Source organism: Nocardia sputorum, assembly GCF_027924405.1.
Taxonomy (GTDB): Bacteria; Actinomycetota; Actinomycetes; order Mycobacteriales; family Mycobacteriaceae; genus Nocardia; species Nocardia sputorum.
The window spans coordinates 5,260,237-5,277,086 of record NZ_AP026978.1 but is presented as its reverse complement, the minus strand read 5'-3'; the positions used below and the strand labels follow the sequence as shown (position 1 = coordinate 5,277,086).

Below are 16,850 nucleotides of genomic sequence, written 5' to 3'. Positions count from 1 at the left end.
CATGGACGCCGCCGAGATCACCACGGCACTGGCGCAGGTCTACGCCCTGCCACACGGCCGGACGCGGACCGAGCGACTGGAGACCTTGGCCGCGGCCGCGAGAAGCGGATCGGATCGCGTGCTCGAAGGCCGGGTGCTGCTGGAGCTGGCGCAGTCGTACACCTACGCCGGGGAACGCGACCTGGTGCCCGTGGCCTACGGCCGATTGCTGCGCATCTACGACGACCACCCGGCCGAACTGGGATCGATGACGCATTCGGTGCACTGGTACCTGAAATGGGTGACGTGGGGAATGATCGACAATCCGGCGATACCGTTGTCCACGATCGACCGCTGGTTCGGCGAACTGGACAAGCGGTACCGGCAGCGCGGCTACAGTCTCCGGCCGGTGCTGGCCCTGCGCGCCGAACTCGCTCGCGAGATCGGCGACACCGCGGCGGCCGCCGCATGGCTGGAGCAGGCGCGGGCCGCCGCGCGTGACAGTATGTCCGACTGCGACGCCTGTGAGCGCAGCGAATGGGGCGTGACCAGCGCGTATCTCGGCGATGACGAGGCCGCGCTCGCACACTGGAAACCCGTGCTCGACGGCGACCGGACCTGCGCCGAGGAACCGCACCGCGTGCTGGCCGAGGCATTGCTGCCGCTGGTGCGCACCGGTCGCGTCGCGGCGGCGCGCGGCGCGCACCTGACCGGGTATCCGCTGGTCCGGCATACCGAGGACCTGCGCCCGTCGGTGGCGTTGCACGTGGAGTTCTGCGCGCTGACCGGCAACGAGGCGCGCGGGCTGGAGATCCTCGCCGAGCACGCGAGCTGGCTGGCCGATTCCGGCGCCGACGCCGGTGCGCGCCTGGCGTTCGCGACCGGCGTGTGCGTGCTGCTGCGCCGGCTGGTCGCGCTGCGCCTGGGCGATCTTCCGCTGGCGGACGGCACGGTGGAATCGGTACGCGCGGAACTGGAAACCGAGATCGGCGCGCTGTGCGCCCGCTACGACGCCCGCAACGGCAACAGCGCGGTCAGCCTGCGCACGGCTGCCCGGCTCGCCGCCGAACCGCTGCTCGACCGGCTACCCCTCGGTGTGCGTAGCACGCTGCCCCGCGCCGGGACGGTGCCGGACGACGCTCCGGTCGCCGACGACTTCTCCGGCGACCGGGCCGCGGAGGTACGCAGACTCGCCGAACTCGGCGCCGCCCGGCTCGCCGATGCGCCGGAGGAGGCGGAAGCGCGTCTGCGGGAAGCGCTGGCGCTCGGTACACCGGTGCTGGATCGGGAGGAGGCTGCCCGATTGGGTGCGCAGCTGGTCATCGCCATCGCGAGCCAGCCGGACCGCGCCCTCGATCTGGCCGACGCCGCGGTGCGCGCCGCCGCACGCTGGGAAGGGTTGTCCGAATCGGACGTGCTGCATCACACCGTGGTGGCCGCGCGCGCGTTCCACCGCGCCGAGCGCCACGGCGAGGCCGTCGCCCTGTTCGAACAGGCGCTGGTCAGCGGGGCCATACCGTATCCGCCCGGCGAGCTGGCGGTGGTGCGCGCGCAGTTCGGCCGGTCCTTGAACGCCCTGGACCGGCACCGCGAGGCCGCCCGGCAGTTCCTCGAGGCGGCACGGCTGGTCGAGCGCGACCCGGAGCGGACGCGGCTGCACGCCGAGCTGGCGTGGTCGGCCGCAGGCGCGCTCGAGCGCTGCGGGCAGGACGACGAGGCGGTGTCGGCCTACCACCGCGCCGCCGAACTGTGGGCCGCGCTGGGCGCGGTGGCGGCGCGGGCGCGTTGCGTGCGCGCGGCGGCCTGGCTCCAGGTATCTCCCGGAGGCGATCCCGAACCCTGGCTCACTTCGATGCGGACGCTGACCGCCGACCTGGCCGCGCTGACCGGGCAGTCGGACGAGGCGGCGGAGGAGCTCGCGCACACCCGTGAGCAACTGGCCCGGATGCTGAGGATCGGCCAGGTCACCGAAACCAGCGCCTGAGGCGCCACCGCCGGATCCGCGGCGGGCCGGAGTGCGGGCGGGTGTCTCCAGTTGAGTGCCCGCCCCCGCTGACCGGCCCGTGCGGGCCGCGCGCGACCCGTTAAGCTCGGCAGTCATGCACGAGACAGGTCGGCGCGGCCGCAAGCTCGGAGTGATGGGCGGCACGTTCGACCCCATCCACCACGGGCATCTGGTCGCCGCCAGCGAGGTCGCGCACCGGTTCGACCTGGACGAAGTGATCTTCGTCCCGACCGGGCAGCCGTGGCAGAAATCGCACAAGCGGGTCAGCCCGGCCGAGGACCGGTACCTGATGACCGTCATCGCGACCGCGTCCAATCCCCGGTTCTCGGTGAGCCGCGCGGACATCGACCGCGGCAAGGTGACCTACACCGTCGACACCCTGCGCGAGATGCAATCGACGTATCCCGACGCCGAGCTGTACTTCATCACCGGTGCGGACGCGCTGGCCAGCATCCTGACATGGCAGGATTGGGCGGAACTGTTCGACTTGGCGAAGTTCGTCGGGGTGAGCCGTCCGGGGTACGAGCTGAACATCGACCATCTCGAGGAGCATCTACGGGATCTCCCGGCGGATGCCGTGACCATGGTCGAGGTCCCCGCGCTGGCGATCTCGTCGAGCGAATGCCGTCGCCGCGCCGCCGAGAACCGGCCGGTGTGGTACCTCGTCCCCGACGGCGTGGTGCAGTACATATCGAAGCGGCACCTGTATGTGCCCGGAGCAGCGGAAGGTAGCTGAGCGTGAGCGAGCGCAGCGAAGGTGCGGGGATGAGCGAGCGAACCCTCGACAAGGCCGCGAGTGCGGTCCAGCCGGAGTCGAGCGCCACGGGGGTGCGGGCATGACCGCGTCGACGGAGTCGGTGGAGATCGCGCAGGTCGCCGCGCTGGCCGCGGACGAGAAGCTGGCGTCCGACGTGGTGGTGCTCGACGTGTCCGAGCAACTGGTGATCACCGACTGCTTCGTGATCGCGTCGGCACCCAACGAGCGTCAGGTCAACGCCATCGTCGACAACGTGGAGGAGAAGCTCCGCGCTGCCGGGCACAAGCCGGTCCGGCGGGAAGGCACCCGCGAAGGCCGCTGGGCGCTGCTGGACTACGTCGACGTGGTCGTGCACATCCAGCACAGCGACGAGCGCAATTTCTATGCGCTGGAACGGTTGTGGAAGGACTGCCCCGTCGTGCCGGTCGCCGGCCTCACCGGGGCCGCGCCGGAGACGCGCGCCGCGGCGACGGAGGACGAGGCGCGATCGTGAGCAGACATGCCGGCGTGCGCACCCTGATCCTGTTGCGCCACGGGCAAACCGAATGGAACGCCGCCGACCGGATGCAAGGCCAGATCGACACCGATCTCACCGAACTCGGTCGCCGGCAGGCCAAAGAGGCGGCGCGGGAACTGGTTTCGCGCAATGCCATCGCGATCCATTCCTCGGACCTGCGGCGGGCCTTCGACACCGCGACGGCGCTGGCCGAGCACACCGGGCTCACCGTCGTGCCCGACGTCCGGTTGCGGGAGACCAATCTCGGTGACTGGGAGGGATTGACCCATCTGGAAGTCGACGCCGACTATCCGGGCGCGCGCATGGCGTGGCGGCTGGACGCGCGCTACACCCCGCCCAACGGCGAGAGCAAACTCGAGGTCGGGGCGCGGTCACTGCCGGTGGTGCGGGAGTTGCTGGTCGAGCGACAGGACTGGCCGGGCCGGACTATCATCCTGGTGGCGCACGGCGGGCTGATCGCCGCCCTCACGGCCGCGCTGCTCGACCTGCCGCCACAGAACTGGCCCATCCTCGGAGGACTGGCCAACACCAGCTGGGTGCAGCTGAGCAGTCACGGCCCGAGCATCGAACAGCCCGGCTGGCGTCTGGATGTGTGGAACGCAGCGGCGAAGGTAGCACCGGATGTCCTCTGAAGAGCCGATCAGATCGGTCCCGGACGAATTGTTCCGTAAGGTGTCGGCGAAGCCCGAACGGCAGTTGCCGGACGCGTTGTTCGGCCCGCCACCGGCTCCCCGCGAACCCGAGGCTACGTCCGACGGGGCTTCGGGCACGGCCGTGGAAAACGGCGGCGGGTCCGAGTCCGCCGACGAATCCGACGCGGAGGGCGACGGATCCGGCGACATCGTCACCGGGGCGCAGCCACAGGCGAACGTCGGCGGCGACACCTCGTCCCGCGGCACCGGTAACGACGCCTCCGCACCGATCGCCGACTCGGCGGAAGCGTTCGGTGCATCGGTTGCCTCAGCAGTGGACGAGTCTGCGGTCGACGTGATCGCCGAATCGGTTGCTACAGCGGCGGAAGAGTTCGCGCCGGTGCTCGATGAACCGGCGGTGGACGGGTCCGGGGGCGCCGCGATCTTCGCAGCGCCCGCACCGGCCGCCGCCGCGACCGAGTCCAGCGCAGCGACGACCGAGCCCGCCGGGTCCGGGGAACCCGAACCTGCTCCGGCCGAGTCCGCCACTACTGTTTCGGAATCCGCGACCGCCGACGAGCCCGCCGAAACGCGGGAAGCCGCGCGCCCGGTGCTGCTGGTGATCGCCGACTCCCTGTCCTACTTCGGACCCAAGGGCGGGCTGCCCGCCGACCATCCGCGCATCTGGCCGAATCTTGTTGCGGCCGAGTTGGATTGGGACGTCGAATTGGTCGCCCGGATCGGCTGGACCTGCCGCGATGCCTATTGGGCGCTGATCGGCGACCCCCGGGTGTGGGCGGCGGTGCCGCGCGCCGGTGCGGTGGTCTTCGCCGTCGGCGGCATGGACACGCTGCCCTCCCCGCTGCCGACCGCGCTGCGCGAACTCATCCGCTATGTGCGCCCGCCCGCGCTGCGCCGCGTCGTCCGCGCCACCTACAACTGGCTGCAGCCCAAGTTGTCGAAACTCGGCAGACCCGTTGCGCTTCCACCGAAAGTGAGCGTCGACTACCTGGAACAGTGCCGCACCGCGCTGGCGCAGTTGCGCCCCGACCTGCCGGTCGTCGCGGTGCTGCCCTCGGTGCACGACTGCGCGGCCTACGGTCGCGTGCACTCCGGGCGGCCACGGGCGGTCGAGGCGCTGCGCGCCTGGTCGGGCCGGACCTCGGTGCCGCTGGTCGACCTGGGCGAAGCGGTGCGCGACAACATCTTCTCCGGCGAGGCGAACCCGGACGGCATCCACTGGGGCTGGGACGGTCACACGGCGGTGGCCAACGCGATGGTCAAGACCCTGCAGGAGGTTCGGTAGTCCGTGGCAGTCGTGGTCGTCACCGATTCGTCCGCCAGCCTCCCTGCCGAACACCTCGACTCGCTGGATATCGCCGTCGTCCCGCTGCACGTCCTGGTCGGTGACCGGGCGATGCGGGAAGGCGTCGACCCGGTCGAGATCGACTATGCGTCCGACACCGTGACCACCTCGGCCGCCTCCCCCGGCGAGCTGCGCGAAGTGTACGAGCGGGCTTGGGAACGCAGCGGCGGCGACGGCGTTGTCGCGGTGCACCTTTCCCGCCGGCTGTCCGGGACGTGGGAGGCCGGTCGGCAGGCCGTGCGCGACATGGACGCCGCCGACCGGGTCCGCCTGGTCGACTCGCTGGGCGCCGGGCTGGCCACCGGGCTGCCCACGCTGGCCGCGGCGCGCCGGGCCAAGGCCGGGGCGCCGCTGGACGTGGTCTACGACGCGGCGGTCGCCGCTGCCGCGCGAGCTCGCACGTTCATCCTGGTCAACCGCACCGAGCAGCTGCGCCGCGGCGGGAGGCTGTCCTCGGCGGCGACGTTCTTCGGCAGCGAGCTGGTCACCAAGCCGCTGCTGCACATCGTGGAGGGACGGCTGGAACTGCGCGAGAAGGTCAGGACGCGCTCCAAGGCGTACGCGAAACTCGTCGCCGCGGCGGTCGAGGCGGCGGGCGAGGACGGCGCCGCGGTGGCGGTGCAACACCTCGGCGCCGAGGACGCCGCACACACCATCGCGGGCCGGCTGCGCGAACTCGTTCCTGGCATCCGAGAACTCATCGTCGCCGAGTTCGGGCCCGCGCTGGCGGTGCACCTCGGGGTGGGAGCGCTGGGCGTGCTGGTCGTCCCGGGCGGGTGCCACTGAGCGTTTGCGGGCTCCGGGTCAGACAACAATCTCGGTGATCCGATTGCTCGTGCGTCACCCGCGGTGCGGCTAGCGTCGGGGCATGAGTTCTGTGCGGCCGCCACTCACCGTGACCACGGTGGACTGGGCGCATCCGGACGCGGTGACGTTGCGCGACGAGATGGCCGCCGAGGTCGGGCCGCGCTACGCCCATCTGGCGAGGGAGTTGCCCACGAACCCGAATACGGTCGACCCGGCCACCGTGCACAGTACCTTCGTGGCGTACTCCGACGGTCCGGTCGGCCACGCCGCCTTGCGATGGAATGCGGAGGATCTCGAGGTCAAGCGGATGTTCGTCCGCCCGGCGCATCGCGGTTCCGGCGCCGCGACGTTGTTGCTCACCGCGGCCGAGGACGCCGCCCGGGCGGCCGGGCGCCCCCGGTTGATCCTGCAGACCGGTCACCTGCAACCGGAAGCCGTACGCTTCTACGAACGTAGTGGCTACCATCGGATCCCGATTTTCTCGCCGTACGAGGTGCTCCCTTTGTCGAATTGCTTCGCCAAGCATCTGGGCTGAACCGCATTTCTTCCTTCGGCCTGCTGTTCGGTCGCGGCATCGTCGTTCGGGTTACTTACGCGGCCAGGGGATGAGCGTTGCCGTGCCGCCGCTGGGGCGCGGAGGGGTCTCGCTGTCCAGATGTTTCGTCGGGTCGTCGTGGCCGGTCGGAAATCGGTTCCGGTCATTGCGGTTCGGTCGGGGGCGGACCGTTCGGGCGGGCCTCGAGGGGAAGGCTCGTATGCGTAGTCCACGGCGTGTGGGGATGAAGACTCCGACCGGTCGACGGCGAGTTGTGCACAGTCCGGGGGTTATCAACAGGTGCGTCGAATCAGCTGGTCGGACCGATTTTCTCGCCGGTCGGCGGCATTACCGTCACCGCCATGTCACGACAGGACGAACGCGAGCGGGTACGACGGCGATTGGGAGAGCTGACCGCCCGGGTCGGCGCGAGCAGAACGGCCGGTGCGGGTACCGGTACGGCCGGGCCGGACGCCGAGCGCGGACCGTCCGGCTGGGAGACGGCGCGATCCCCGCGCGCAGAGCCCTCGCGAAACACCGGGCAGTCGGGCAGCGCGAATCCTGCCCGCGCAGCGGCCGCCACCCACCGCGGGGGACGATCGGGCATGGCGGTGCTACCACCACTCGCTACCGAAAGTCCCTCGCCTGCTGCGGATCACGGATCGAAGACGAGTCGCGCGGCGCGGGTCGACGGCTCCGGTCCGGTGGCCGTAAAGGGACGGCCGGTAGCCCGCGACGTCGGTGCGGTGGTGGCTTCCCGCGCGACCGGGTCCCAGCAGGGCGAAGACGAGCTCGGCTCGGCACACGACAGTGGCGTCGCCGATGGCGCTGCGCGCGACCGCGACCTACAGCCGGACGAGAGTTCGGGCGATGCCGGGAAGTGGGATCTGCTGCGGCTGTCCGGCGCTCCGGCGCCCGATCGGGAAACCGAAGACGATGTCGGTCGCATTCGGTCTCCCGGCTGGCTGGAGGAGCCGACGGGCGGACCGCACTGGCGGCGTCGCCTTGTGCCCGAACGGTTCCGGGGCCTCCGGCTGGATCCGGGCACTCGCGGGGTGCGCGCACTCGCGCTGGTCGGGATCGCGGCGATGGTCGTCGCCGGGGTGATCGTTTTCCGCGAGCGCCCGATCGCCCGCCCGGTGCCGCCGCTTGCGTTCGGGCAAGCCGCCGCCTCGGCAACACCCGGCGCTCCCGTACCGGTGAGCGCCGTCAGGGAATCACCAAGGCGTGCCGAGCCCAGCCCGCCGACGGCCGAACTGGTCGTCAGTGTCGTCGGTTTGGTCCAGCGCACCGGTTTGGTCCGCCTGCCCGAAGGGTCCCGTGTCGCGGATGCGCTGGCCGCGGCGGGCGGTCCGAGCGCGGGTGCGGACACCACCGGCCTGAATCTGGCGCAGCGGTTGTCGGATGGCGATCAGGTGCTGGTGGGGCCGGTCGCGCCGAGCTCCGGCGCGGCGCAGCAGGGCAGCAGCACGATCGGCGCGGGCGGGCGTCCGTCCTCCGGGTCCGCCGCCGCACCGAGCCGTCCGTCGAGCCCGGCGGGCCGGATCGACCTGAATACGGCCTCCGAATCCGAGCTCGACGCGCTTCCCGGCGTCGGGCCGGTCACCGCTCGCGCCATCGTCGGCTGGCGGACGACCAACGGCCGCTTCACGTCGGTCGAGCAACTCGGCGAAGTGGACGGCATCGGCCCGGCCCGCCTGGCCCGATTGCGCGATCTGGTGCGGGTATGACCGCCGGGGGCTCGACGGAATCGGTTCGCCGACGGCTCGGCTCTCGCCTGGAGTCGCCGGCCGGTCCGAGCGCCGAAGGCATCCGAGACCAGCAGGAGGACGCTTCGGCGAAGGAGTCCGGCGCCGTACAGGTGCTGGACGCTCGTCTGGTACCCGCCGCGTTGTGCTGTTGGGGCGCGACCATTGTCGCGGTGACGGCGGGGTGGCGGGCGGGGGTTGCGCTGGCGGTCGCGCTGGCGGTCGCGGCCATCGGATTGTGGGTGCTGCTGCTGTGGGCCCTCGCGCACCGCGGCGAACGTCGGCGGGCGGTAGCGGTGGTGGCGCTCGCGGCGGTTCTGCTAGGGGCGGGGTTCGCGGCCGCGGCGGCATGGCGGGAACATCGCGTGGCGACCCACCCGCTGCGGGCGGCGGTGGGACAGTCCGTGCATGTGGTGGTCACACCGACGGACGACCCGAAGCCGGTGCGTGGCAAAGTCTCCGGTGCGGATCGGCAATGGGTGCTCCGCGCGGATCTGCGAGAGTACCGGCGCGGCGGTGTGACCGTCCATGCCGGCGGCGCGGTGGTCGTCCTGGCCTCCGGCCCGGAGTGGGCCGGCTTGTCGCCGGGCGGGCCGGTCGAGTTCCGCGCCCGGGTGGAACAGCCGCGCCGGGCCGACCTCACCGTCGTGACCCTTCACGTGCAAGGATCACCCGCCGCCGGGCCGCTGCCCTGGTGGCAGCGCGGCGCCGATGCCGTGCGCGCCGCCTTCGCCGCATCGGCCGTGCGCGCACTGCCGTCCGACTCGGCGGGGCTGCTGCCCGCGCTGGTCGTCGGGGACACCTCGGGGTTGTCCGAGCAGGTGCGCGAGGACTTCGAGATCGCCGGGCTGCAGCACCTGACGGTGGTGAGCGGGGCGAATTTCACCATCTTGCTTTCCGTCGTGTTGTTCGTCGTGCGCCTGCTGACCCTCGGCCCGCGCGCCGCGGCGGCCGTCGCCGCCTCGGCCCTGCTCATGTTCGTGGTCGTCGTGCGGCCGGACCCGAGCGTGCTGCGCGCCGGTGCGATGGGCGCGATCACCCTGCTGGCCGTGCTCACCGGTCGCCGCAAGCAGGCGCTGCCCGCGCTGTGCGCCGCGCTCATCGCGCTGCTCGCCCTGTGGCCTGCGCTCGCCGTCAACGCGGGGTTCGCGCTGTCGGTCGTCGCGACGGGCGGCCTGATCCTGCTGGCGCCGAGCTGGGCCGACTGGCTGCGCGCCCGGGGATGGTGGCGGGTGGCTGCCGAAACGGTCGCCGTGTCCGCCGCGGCGTTCGTGGTGACGACGCCGATTCTGATCGCGCTCACCGGGCGGCTCAGCCTGGTCGCGGTGCTGGCCAATGTGCTGGTCACCCCGGTCATCGCACCGGTCACCGTCGCCGGGGCGGGTGGAGCGGTGCTGGCGAGCCTGTGGTCACCCCTCGCCGACCTGGTCCTGCGCTGCGCGGCGCCGCCGCTGTGGTGGTTGCTGTGGGTGGCCCGCCACGCCGCCGCGTTGCCCGGCGCATCCGTCGCGGTGCCGGGTGGAGCGGCGGGGGGACTGATCGCGGGCGTCGTGGTGGCGGTCGTGGTCGCGGCCTCGCGCGCCCGAGCCGTGCGTCGAGTCGCCGCCGCGATGGCGCTCGGTGTCGCGGTGGTCTTGGTGCCGGTGCGGATCTGGCACCCGGGCTGGCCGCCGAGCGGCTGGGTGCTCGCGGCCTGCGATGTCGGACAAGGAGACGGTCTCGCTCTGTCGGTGGGCCCCGGCGCCGCGGTCGTCATCGACGCGGGGCCGGACCCGCGCCCGATTCGTACCTGCCTGGACCGGTTGCGCATCTCGCGCATCCCCCTGCTGATCCTCACCCATCCGCACGCCGACCACATCGACGGGCTCGCCGGCGCATTGCACGGTCGCGCGGTCGACGCGATAGCCGTCGGCATGCACGAACTCGACGGGCTTGCGCCGCCTGCGCCACCCGGCGGATCCCGTCGGGTGCCTCCGGACGGCGGCCTCGGATGCGGTTCCCCGCCGACACCTGCTGCGGACGGATACGGCCGTCCCGGATCCGGGAAAGCCGATGGGGAGGACGACCGAAGCCGTCTCGTCGGTCGGAGCGGGACGCGAAGCTTGCCGCCCGTCGATCGTCATCGCATTGCTCATACGGAGTGGCCCACGCGACTTTCTTGTAGCCCAGGTGAATTCGCGAGTAATGATGCGGTGCTTCCGTCGGGTGACGTGGGTGTCCCTGTCTCGGGTCTGACCCAGGTCGTGACCCTCGCCAGAGGCGCGGGAGTGCCGCTACTGGAATTATCGGCGGGACACCTGCTGAGTTTCGGGTCGATCGAGCTCGAGGTGCTCGCGCCGTCCAGAAACGGCCCGCGACCGGTCCAGGGTGACGAAACCGAGGATGCCAACGACCGCTCGGTGGTCGTCATCGCCCGCACGCCCGCCGGGCGAATCCTGCTCACCGGGGACATCGAGGCGTCCGCCCAGCGCGCGCTGATGCAGGCCGGGATACCCATTCAGGCGGACGTGCTCAAACTACCGCACCATGGATCACGCACCACCACACGAGAATTCCTCGACGCGGTGCGTCCCCGGTTGGTGCTGGTCAGCGTCGGCGCCGACAACACTTTCGGACATCCCAATCCCGCGGTCCTGGCGGATTTGTCCGCCCTCGGCGCGACGGTGGTCCGCACCGATCGGCAAGGCGACCTCGTGGTCTCCGGCAGCGACGGGAACCTTCGCGTGACGAGTTCGCGATGACGACCAGCGGGCATGGGAATGACCGGGTCGACTCGAAGCTCACGCGATCGGGCCTATACCGATGTAGCGGCGCCGCCGAGCGACCGGATGCTGCCCCCCTGGGGTACAGGGGGTCCGGATGCTGCGAGCCCGTCGGGCGCAGGGACGCGATGCGGTTCGGATGCCATTCGATGGGCCGGATCCGCGCGGAATCCCTGTGAGCCGTGGCGGCCCGAAGTTCGGGCGTCAGTGCGAGCCGTGGCCCGGTCCGATGGGGTCGGCGGAAGCCGAGCATCGCGGTCTGCCGGATGGCGGGGCCCGAGATCCGGTGGGCTGGGTGAGGGGAGGTGTCGGCCACGGATCGTAGGATCGGGCTGTGGACGCGCGCGGCGAACAGAGCAATCCGGCAATGCCGTCGAGCACGGTGCCTTCCGGTCTCGGGGAAACGCTGTCGTGAGCGAGCGACCAGCGCCGGTGCACCTGGTACTCGGCGAAGAAGAGCTGCTGATCGAGCGGGCGTTGAGTACGGTGACCGCGCAGGTCCGGGCGTTGGCTCCGGATCCGGACGCCGTGCCCGTCGATCGTCTGCGCGCGGGGGATGCCAGCACCGCGGAGCTGGCGGAACTGCTGAGTCCGTCGCTGTTCGCCGAGGACCGGGTGATCATCCTGGAGTCCGCGGCCGAGGCGGGGAAAGACGCGGTCGCGGTCATCACCGAGGCGGCGCAGAGTCCGCCCGAGGGTGTGGTGCTCGTCGTTCTGCACTCCGGGGGCGGCCGGGCCAAGGCGCTCGCACCCGCCTTGCAGAAAGCCGGGGCCGTTACTCATGACTGCGCGAAGCTGACCAAGGCCGCCGAGCGCGTCGAGTTCGTGCGGGGTGAGTTCCGCACCGCCGGCGTGCGGGTGTCCGGCGAAGTCGTCCAAGTGGTACTGGAGTCGGTGGGTTCGGACCTGCGTGAGCTGGCGGCGGCGTGCGGGCAGTTGGCTGCGGACACCGGCGGGAAGATCGATGTGGCGGCCGTGCGCCGCTACTACTCGGGCAAGGCCGAGGTCTCCGGATTCGACGTGGCCGAGCTCGCGGTGGCAGGCGATCGCCCCGGTGCGATGGAGGCGCTGCGCTGGGCGAACGACCGTGGCGTGCCGCACGTCCTGCTCGCCGACGCGCTCGCCGACTCGGTGCACACCATCGCGCGTGTCGGCTCGGCGGGCCGCGGTGATCCGTTCAAACTGGCCCAGCAACTCGGCATGCCGCCGTGGAAGGTGAAGAAAGCGCAAGCCCAGGCCCGCAACTGGACCCCCGCGACGATCGGCTCCGCCCTCCAAGTCGTCGCCACCCTCAACGCCGACGTGAAGGGCGGTGCCGCCGATACGGGCTACGCGCTGGAACACGCCCTCACCCGCATCCTCGATCTGCACGGGGCGGGCTGATCGCGCCTGATCCGATCAGCCAGCCGACATCGACCAGTTCGAATGATCAGCTCACACGATCAGTGCCACGCAGGCGCTCCGATCTGGCAGGTCGGGCTGGGGTCTGCCCCAGGCGCAGCCCTACACCTCGACGTCCAACGCCGCGGCCGCGAAAGACGTGGTGGCGGGCAGCCGGCAGAGGACCGACCCGGACCCGGACCTGGACCCGGCAGAGCCGGTGCCATCCGACCCGATCGGGGACGTCGCGGCGGGCGTCGATGGGGAGTCGAGGGGCAACGGGGCGGCCCTATAACGCGCTGGTGAGCCGTTCTACCCCTGTGCCCGTCAACCCGGCGAGCCCCGCCGCGCGACCGGTCGCGACGAGCAGCAGATCGCTCAGCGGTCCGCTGATCTCCGTTGTCCCGGTACCCGACGACCACTCCGCGTCGGTGGCCACGAGACGGATCCCGCGCAGACGCTTCTGGCTGCCGTAGAACCTGCTGCGCAGCACGTGTTCCAGCCCTACGACGGCTTGCTCGACGGGCATGACGTACCGCCGGCCGAGCGGACGGGCGATGTCCTGTCCGTGAATCATGGTGTCCACCAGCGGATCCAGTGCCCCCGCCCCTGGCGCCCGCCGGGTCCACGCGGCGCCTTCCCGCAATTGCCCGATCAGTTCGGTGGGTGAGTACCGACGGGCGCGCTCGCGTGCCATCCGCTCCGTCATCCGGTTCCAGTCACCACGCGCGCGGACGATTCCAGCGATCGTCGCACCGAGGGTGACCCGATTGGACAGGGTCAGGTGGGCCAAGACATCGTGCACGGTCCAGCCCGGGCACAGGGACTCGGCCGTCCACTCGTGGTCGTCCAGGTCGTCGAGGAAGTCGGCGAGCCCGAGACGTTCGGCGCGCGTCCACATCGTGATCATGTCCAAGTCCATCGTCATCCTCCGCGGTCGGTGTTGTCACCGATGTGGACGGTGCGGCGGTCCCGAACTGATCGAAGTGTGCTGTGCCGGACGCGGAGCGATGAATCAGCCGCGCCCTTCGATCTTCAGATCGCCGAAGGTGACGCTCTGGGTCATCGGGCGGTTCAGGAATTCGTGCGGGAACCCGAGTTCCACCGCGCTGGCTTGTTCGAGCCGGGCGAGCTGAGTGGCGTCGAACTCCACGTCGAGCGCGCCGAGGTTGTCCTCGAGTTGCGCGGCGGTGCGCGCGCCGATGATCGGCGACGTGACCGCGGGATCGAGCAGCGTCCAGGCCAGCGCCACTTGCGACGGAGTCCTGCCGATCTCGCTCGCGACCTGCTTCACCACGTCGGCGATGGCGAGCCCGCGTTCGGTGAGCGAGCCGTTGGCGGCGGCCACGTTCTTGCGGCTGCCCTCGGGCGAACCGTCCACTTCGTGGTCCAGATCCGCGCGGCTGTACTTGCCGGTGAGCACGCCGCTGGCCAGCGGCGACCACGGGATCACGCCGAGGCCCAGCTCGCGTGCCATCGGGATGAGATCACGCTCGACGGTCCGCTCGATCAGGCTGTACTCGATCTGCAGCGCGATCAGGGGTGACCAGCCGCGCAGGTCGGCGATGGTCTGCATCCGCGCGATCTGCCAGGCCGGTGCGTCGGAGATGCCGACGTAGAGCACTTTGCCCGAGCGCACCAAATCGTCCATACCGCGCAGGATTTCCTCGACGGGGGTCAGGAAATCCCAGGCGTGCAGGTAGAGCAGGTCGATGTAATCGGTGTTCAGCCTGCGCAAGCTGGCCTCCACCGAGCCGACCAGGCTCTTGCGGTGGTTGCCGCCGGAATTCGGGTCGCCTGGGCGGCGCAGCATGGTGTATTTGGTCGCCAGTACGAGGCTTTCGCGATTGTCCGCGGTGAATTCGCCGAGCAGTTGCTCTGAGGTGCCGTTGGTGTACTGGTTGGCCGTGTCGATGAAGTTGCCACCTCGCTCGACGTAGGTGTCGAAGATCTTGCGGGCTTCGTCCCGGTCCGCGCCCCAGCCCCAGTCGGCGCCGAAGGTCATGGTTCCCAGGGACAGGGGAGACACCCGAAGGCCAGAGCGGCCGAGCAGCCGGTAGGTGTCGAGGGTGCGGGCTCCGGACATGTCCAGCTCCTTGTGTTTCGCGATGCCATGTGGTCCGAAGACAGTTTTCAACGGCGCGCGCGGCTCAGTAAGGGAAGCTTCATCCTGGGAAGTCCAGTCCTAGGCAACCGTAGGATCGACGGTGATGACTGGCACGGTGAACCCCATACCGCGCCGCGACCTCAGGCCCGGCCGCGGCAGCTCCCGCAACCATGGTGAGCCCGGAGGTGACGCGGAGTCTGCGCAGCGCCACGATGCCAGGGCCGGCGGAGGCCCACGGAACCACAGTGGGCCCGCTGATGGTGCGGACCCGGCGCGGCGTCCCGATCGCGGCCCGGGTGGTGGGAGTCCGCGCACCCACGGGGTGTCCGGCAGCGGCGCGGATCGTGTTCAAGAGATGGCAGCGTTCCTCCGTGCCCGCAGGGAGCGGCTGACACCGGCCGATCTCGGCTTGCCGCAGCGCAGGCAGACGCGCCGGACCCCGGGACTGCGGCGGGAAGAGGTCGCCGAGCTGGCGGGCGTGAGCACCGATTACATCGTGCGGCTGGAGCAAGGGCGGGGCCTGCGACCGTCGGTGGAGGTGCTCAACGCGCTGGCGCGGGCATTGCGCCTGAACGACGACGAGCGCGCCTACCTGTTCGATCTGGCGCTACAGCGGCAGCCCGACCACGGCAAGCCGAGCACGGTGCCCCCGCCCGCGCTGGCCATGCTGGTGTGTGACCTGTCGCCGTTGCCCGCGATGCTGGTCAACCACCGATACGACATCCTGGCCTGGAACCGGGAGATGGCAGCCTTGATCACGGATTTCGGCGCGCTGCCGGAGCGGCAGCGCAACTCCATGTGGCTGTGCCTGCTCGACCCGAGCATGCGGGATTTCTATGTCGAGCGGGAACGCATCATCCGGGAGGGCATCGCGGATCTGCGCGCGGCGTGGGCCGCGCACCCGGACGACCGGGCGCTGGCCGATTTGATCGCCGAGTTCACCGAGTACAGCGCGGAGTTCGAGCAGGCGTGGGCCCGCCACGACGTGCGCGTGCAGGGGCGAGGCAACAAGCCGTTGCGGCATCCGCTGGTGGGTCCGCTGGTCGTCAGCTACGAGGTGCTGATGCCCGTGCAGGATCCCGACCAGCGGATCATCATCTATCGCGCCGCGGACGCGGAATCCCAGTCGGCGCTGGACCGGCTCGTCGCCGCCCTGGATGCGCCGTGACCGGAGGTCATTCCGCCGAACTCAGCACCAGTTCGCCGTCGTCGTCCGCGTCCTCGTAGCGGCCTTCCCACTCCTCGTAGGCCGGCACGTCCTCGTCCCGGGTGACGATCCACTCCAACGAGTAACCGCCGTCGTCGTCGGGAACCAGCACATTCTCGATCTTCAGTCCGAAGCCGAGCACCTCGGCCGCGCGGATCACGTCCGGCAGATCCTCGGCGCGAACGACCGTCTGATTGGCATACACGGTTACCATGCGCGGAATGGTAACTGGAACCTCTGACACGGCGCGGGCCGAATCCTGAAAGCCCAGGTAGAACGCGCCTCGCGGCGGGGTTGCCGCCCGGACACGACAAAAGCCGCCGTGGTCATCGAGGCCACGGCGGCTGCGTCACAGCACGAGCGCGGTACCGGCGTGCGGTACCGGGTGGATCAGAGCTTGTTGAAGGCCAGCGCCAGGGCCGACTTCTTGTTGGCGGCCTGGTTGGCGTGGATGACGCCCTTCGAGGCGGCCTTGTCCAGCTTGCGGCTGGCGAACTGCAGGCGCTCGGCGGCGGCTTCCTTGTCACCGGCGGCCGCGGCCTCGCGGAAGCCGCGGATGGCGGTGCGCAGCGCGGACTTGACCGACTGGTTGCGCTTGCGCGCTTCCTCGTTGGTGCGGATCCGCTTCAGCTGGGACTTGATGTTGGCCACGCCGGTTCCTCGTGTTCCTGTCTGGTAGGTCTGTCCTGGGAAAGTTCGTCGAGCGCGCGACATACCCGCGGTGGACGGGTAACGCAGCGCCGAAGGTCGAGGTTACCAGTCGCCGTCCGGCACACGAAATCGACACCCGACCGGTCGAATCGCGGGTGACGGGCTCGCGATCCGTCGGACAGCCGGGCGCTCGGCCGATCCCAGTCCTGGCGGCCGGTGTCCGGCACGGCGGGCGGCTGCGGGCGCCTGGTGTCGCGGAACCGGCCTGGGCAGCGCGAGCGGCTGTGCACCGGCTATCTCCGGGCCGCGCCGCTGCCCGGCGGGGGATATCAGCACGGGGCGAGCGGCGTGCGTGGCGGAGTAACGACACCTACAGCGGCATTACCTGCATGAATGA

The 16,850-nt window shown here is 70.7% G+C and carries 15 protein-coding genes; 11 read left to right on the top strand and 4 right to left on the bottom strand.

What is annotated here, in order from left to right; genetic code table 11:
* The first annotated feature begins 1 nt into the window (after position 1).
* From QMG86_RS23910 to holA, 10 genes are all read left to right on the top strand, one after another.
* Entirely contained in the window at positions 2-1,963 is a 1,962-nt protein-coding gene (locus QMG86_RS23910; protein ID WP_281874915.1) for a hypothetical protein, read from the top strand.
* Positions 1,964-2,078: 115 nt separating this feature from the next.
* The gene (gene nadD / locus QMG86_RS23905) at positions 2,079-2,720 is read left to right on the top strand and encodes a nicotinate-nucleotide adenylyltransferase (protein WP_084489301.1); all 642 of its coding nucleotides are present in this window, start codon (positions 2,079-2,081) and stop codon (positions 2,718-2,720) included.
* 100 nt (positions 2,721-2,820) lie between these two features.
* Positions 2,821-3,234: a ribosome silencing factor gene (gene rsfS, locus QMG86_RS23900; protein WP_281874914.1), complete on the top strand. Its 414-nt coding sequence runs from the start codon at positions 2,821-2,823 to the stop codon at positions 3,232-3,234.
* Complete coding sequence (locus QMG86_RS23895; protein WP_281874913.1) at positions 3,231-3,890, top strand: histidine phosphatase family protein; 660 nt, start codon at positions 3,231-3,233, stop codon at positions 3,888-3,890. Before rsfS ends, QMG86_RS23895 begins: the two co-directional genes overlap by 4 nt.
* A 610-nt stretch (positions 3,891-4,500) precedes the next feature.
* Positions 4,501-5,196, top strand: a complete 696-nt coding sequence (gene octT, locus QMG86_RS33635) for a diglucosylglycerate octanoyltransferase (protein ID WP_350356416.1) — start codon at positions 4,501-4,503, stop codon at positions 5,194-5,196.
* Between the two features lie 3 nt (positions 5,197-5,199).
* On the top strand, positions 5,200-6,042 hold the full coding sequence (locus tag QMG86_RS23885; RefSeq protein ID WP_281874911.1) for a DegV family protein: 843 nt from the start codon (positions 5,200-5,202) through the stop codon (positions 6,040-6,042).
* Positions 6,043-6,124: 82 nt separating this feature from the next.
* On the top strand, positions 6,125-6,598 hold the full coding sequence (locus QMG86_RS23880) for a GNAT family N-acetyltransferase (RefSeq protein WP_281874910.1): 474 nt from the start codon (positions 6,125-6,127) through the stop codon (positions 6,596-6,598).
* A gap of 362 nt (positions 6,599-6,960) precedes the next feature.
* The gene (locus QMG86_RS33630) at positions 6,961-8,328 is read left to right on the top strand and encodes a ComEA family DNA-binding protein (protein ID WP_350356344.1); all 1,368 of its coding nucleotides are present in this window, start codon (positions 6,961-6,963) and stop codon (positions 8,326-8,328) included.
* Positions 8,325-11,087, top strand: coding sequence for a ComEC/Rec2 family competence protein (locus tag QMG86_RS23870; RefSeq protein ID WP_281874909.1), 2,763 nt, complete (start codon positions 8,325-8,327; stop codon positions 11,085-11,087). The genes QMG86_RS33630 and QMG86_RS23870 overlap by 4 nt, the downstream gene beginning before the upstream one ends.
* Positions 11,088-11,519: 432 nt before the next feature.
* A complete protein-coding gene (gene holA / locus QMG86_RS23865; RefSeq protein WP_281874908.1) occupies positions 11,520-12,491 on the top strand; it encodes a DNA polymerase III subunit delta in 972 nt (323 codons plus the stop codon).
* 286 nt (positions 12,492-12,777) lie between these two features.
* Here the strand turns inward: holA and QMG86_RS23860 are convergent, their stop codons facing one another.
* Both QMG86_RS23860 and QMG86_RS23855 read right to left on the bottom strand, forming a co-directional pair.
* Positions 12,778-13,410, bottom strand: a complete 633-nt coding sequence (locus QMG86_RS23860) for a maleylpyruvate isomerase family mycothiol-dependent enzyme (RefSeq protein ID WP_281874907.1) — start codon at positions 13,408-13,410, stop codon at positions 12,778-12,780.
* A gap of 93 nt (positions 13,411-13,503) precedes the next feature.
* Complete coding sequence (locus QMG86_RS23855; RefSeq protein ID WP_281874906.1) at positions 13,504-14,574, bottom strand: aldo/keto reductase; 1,071 nt, start codon at positions 14,572-14,574, stop codon at positions 13,504-13,506.
* A 376-nt stretch (positions 14,575-14,950) separates the two neighbouring features.
* Between QMG86_RS23855 and QMG86_RS23850 the strand changes: the two genes are divergently transcribed.
* Complete coding sequence (locus QMG86_RS23850) at positions 14,951-15,763, top strand: helix-turn-helix transcriptional regulator (protein ID WP_281874905.1); 813 nt, start codon at positions 14,951-14,953, stop codon at positions 15,761-15,763.
* Positions 15,764-15,770: 7 nt separating this feature from the next.
* Here QMG86_RS23850 and QMG86_RS23845 read toward each other — a convergent pair whose 3' ends face one another.
* Together QMG86_RS23845 and rpsT are read right to left on the bottom strand one after the other, a co-directional pair.
* Positions 15,771-16,016: a hypothetical protein gene (locus tag QMG86_RS23845; RefSeq protein ID WP_159845215.1), complete on the bottom strand. Its 246-nt coding sequence runs from the start codon at positions 16,014-16,016 to the stop codon at positions 15,771-15,773.
* A gap of 176 nt (positions 16,017-16,192) precedes the next feature.
* Complete coding sequence (rpsT, locus tag QMG86_RS23840; RefSeq protein ID WP_281874904.1) at positions 16,193-16,453, bottom strand: 30S ribosomal protein S20; 261 nt, start codon at positions 16,451-16,453, stop codon at positions 16,193-16,195.
* Between the last annotated feature and the right edge of the window lie 397 nt (positions 16,454-16,850).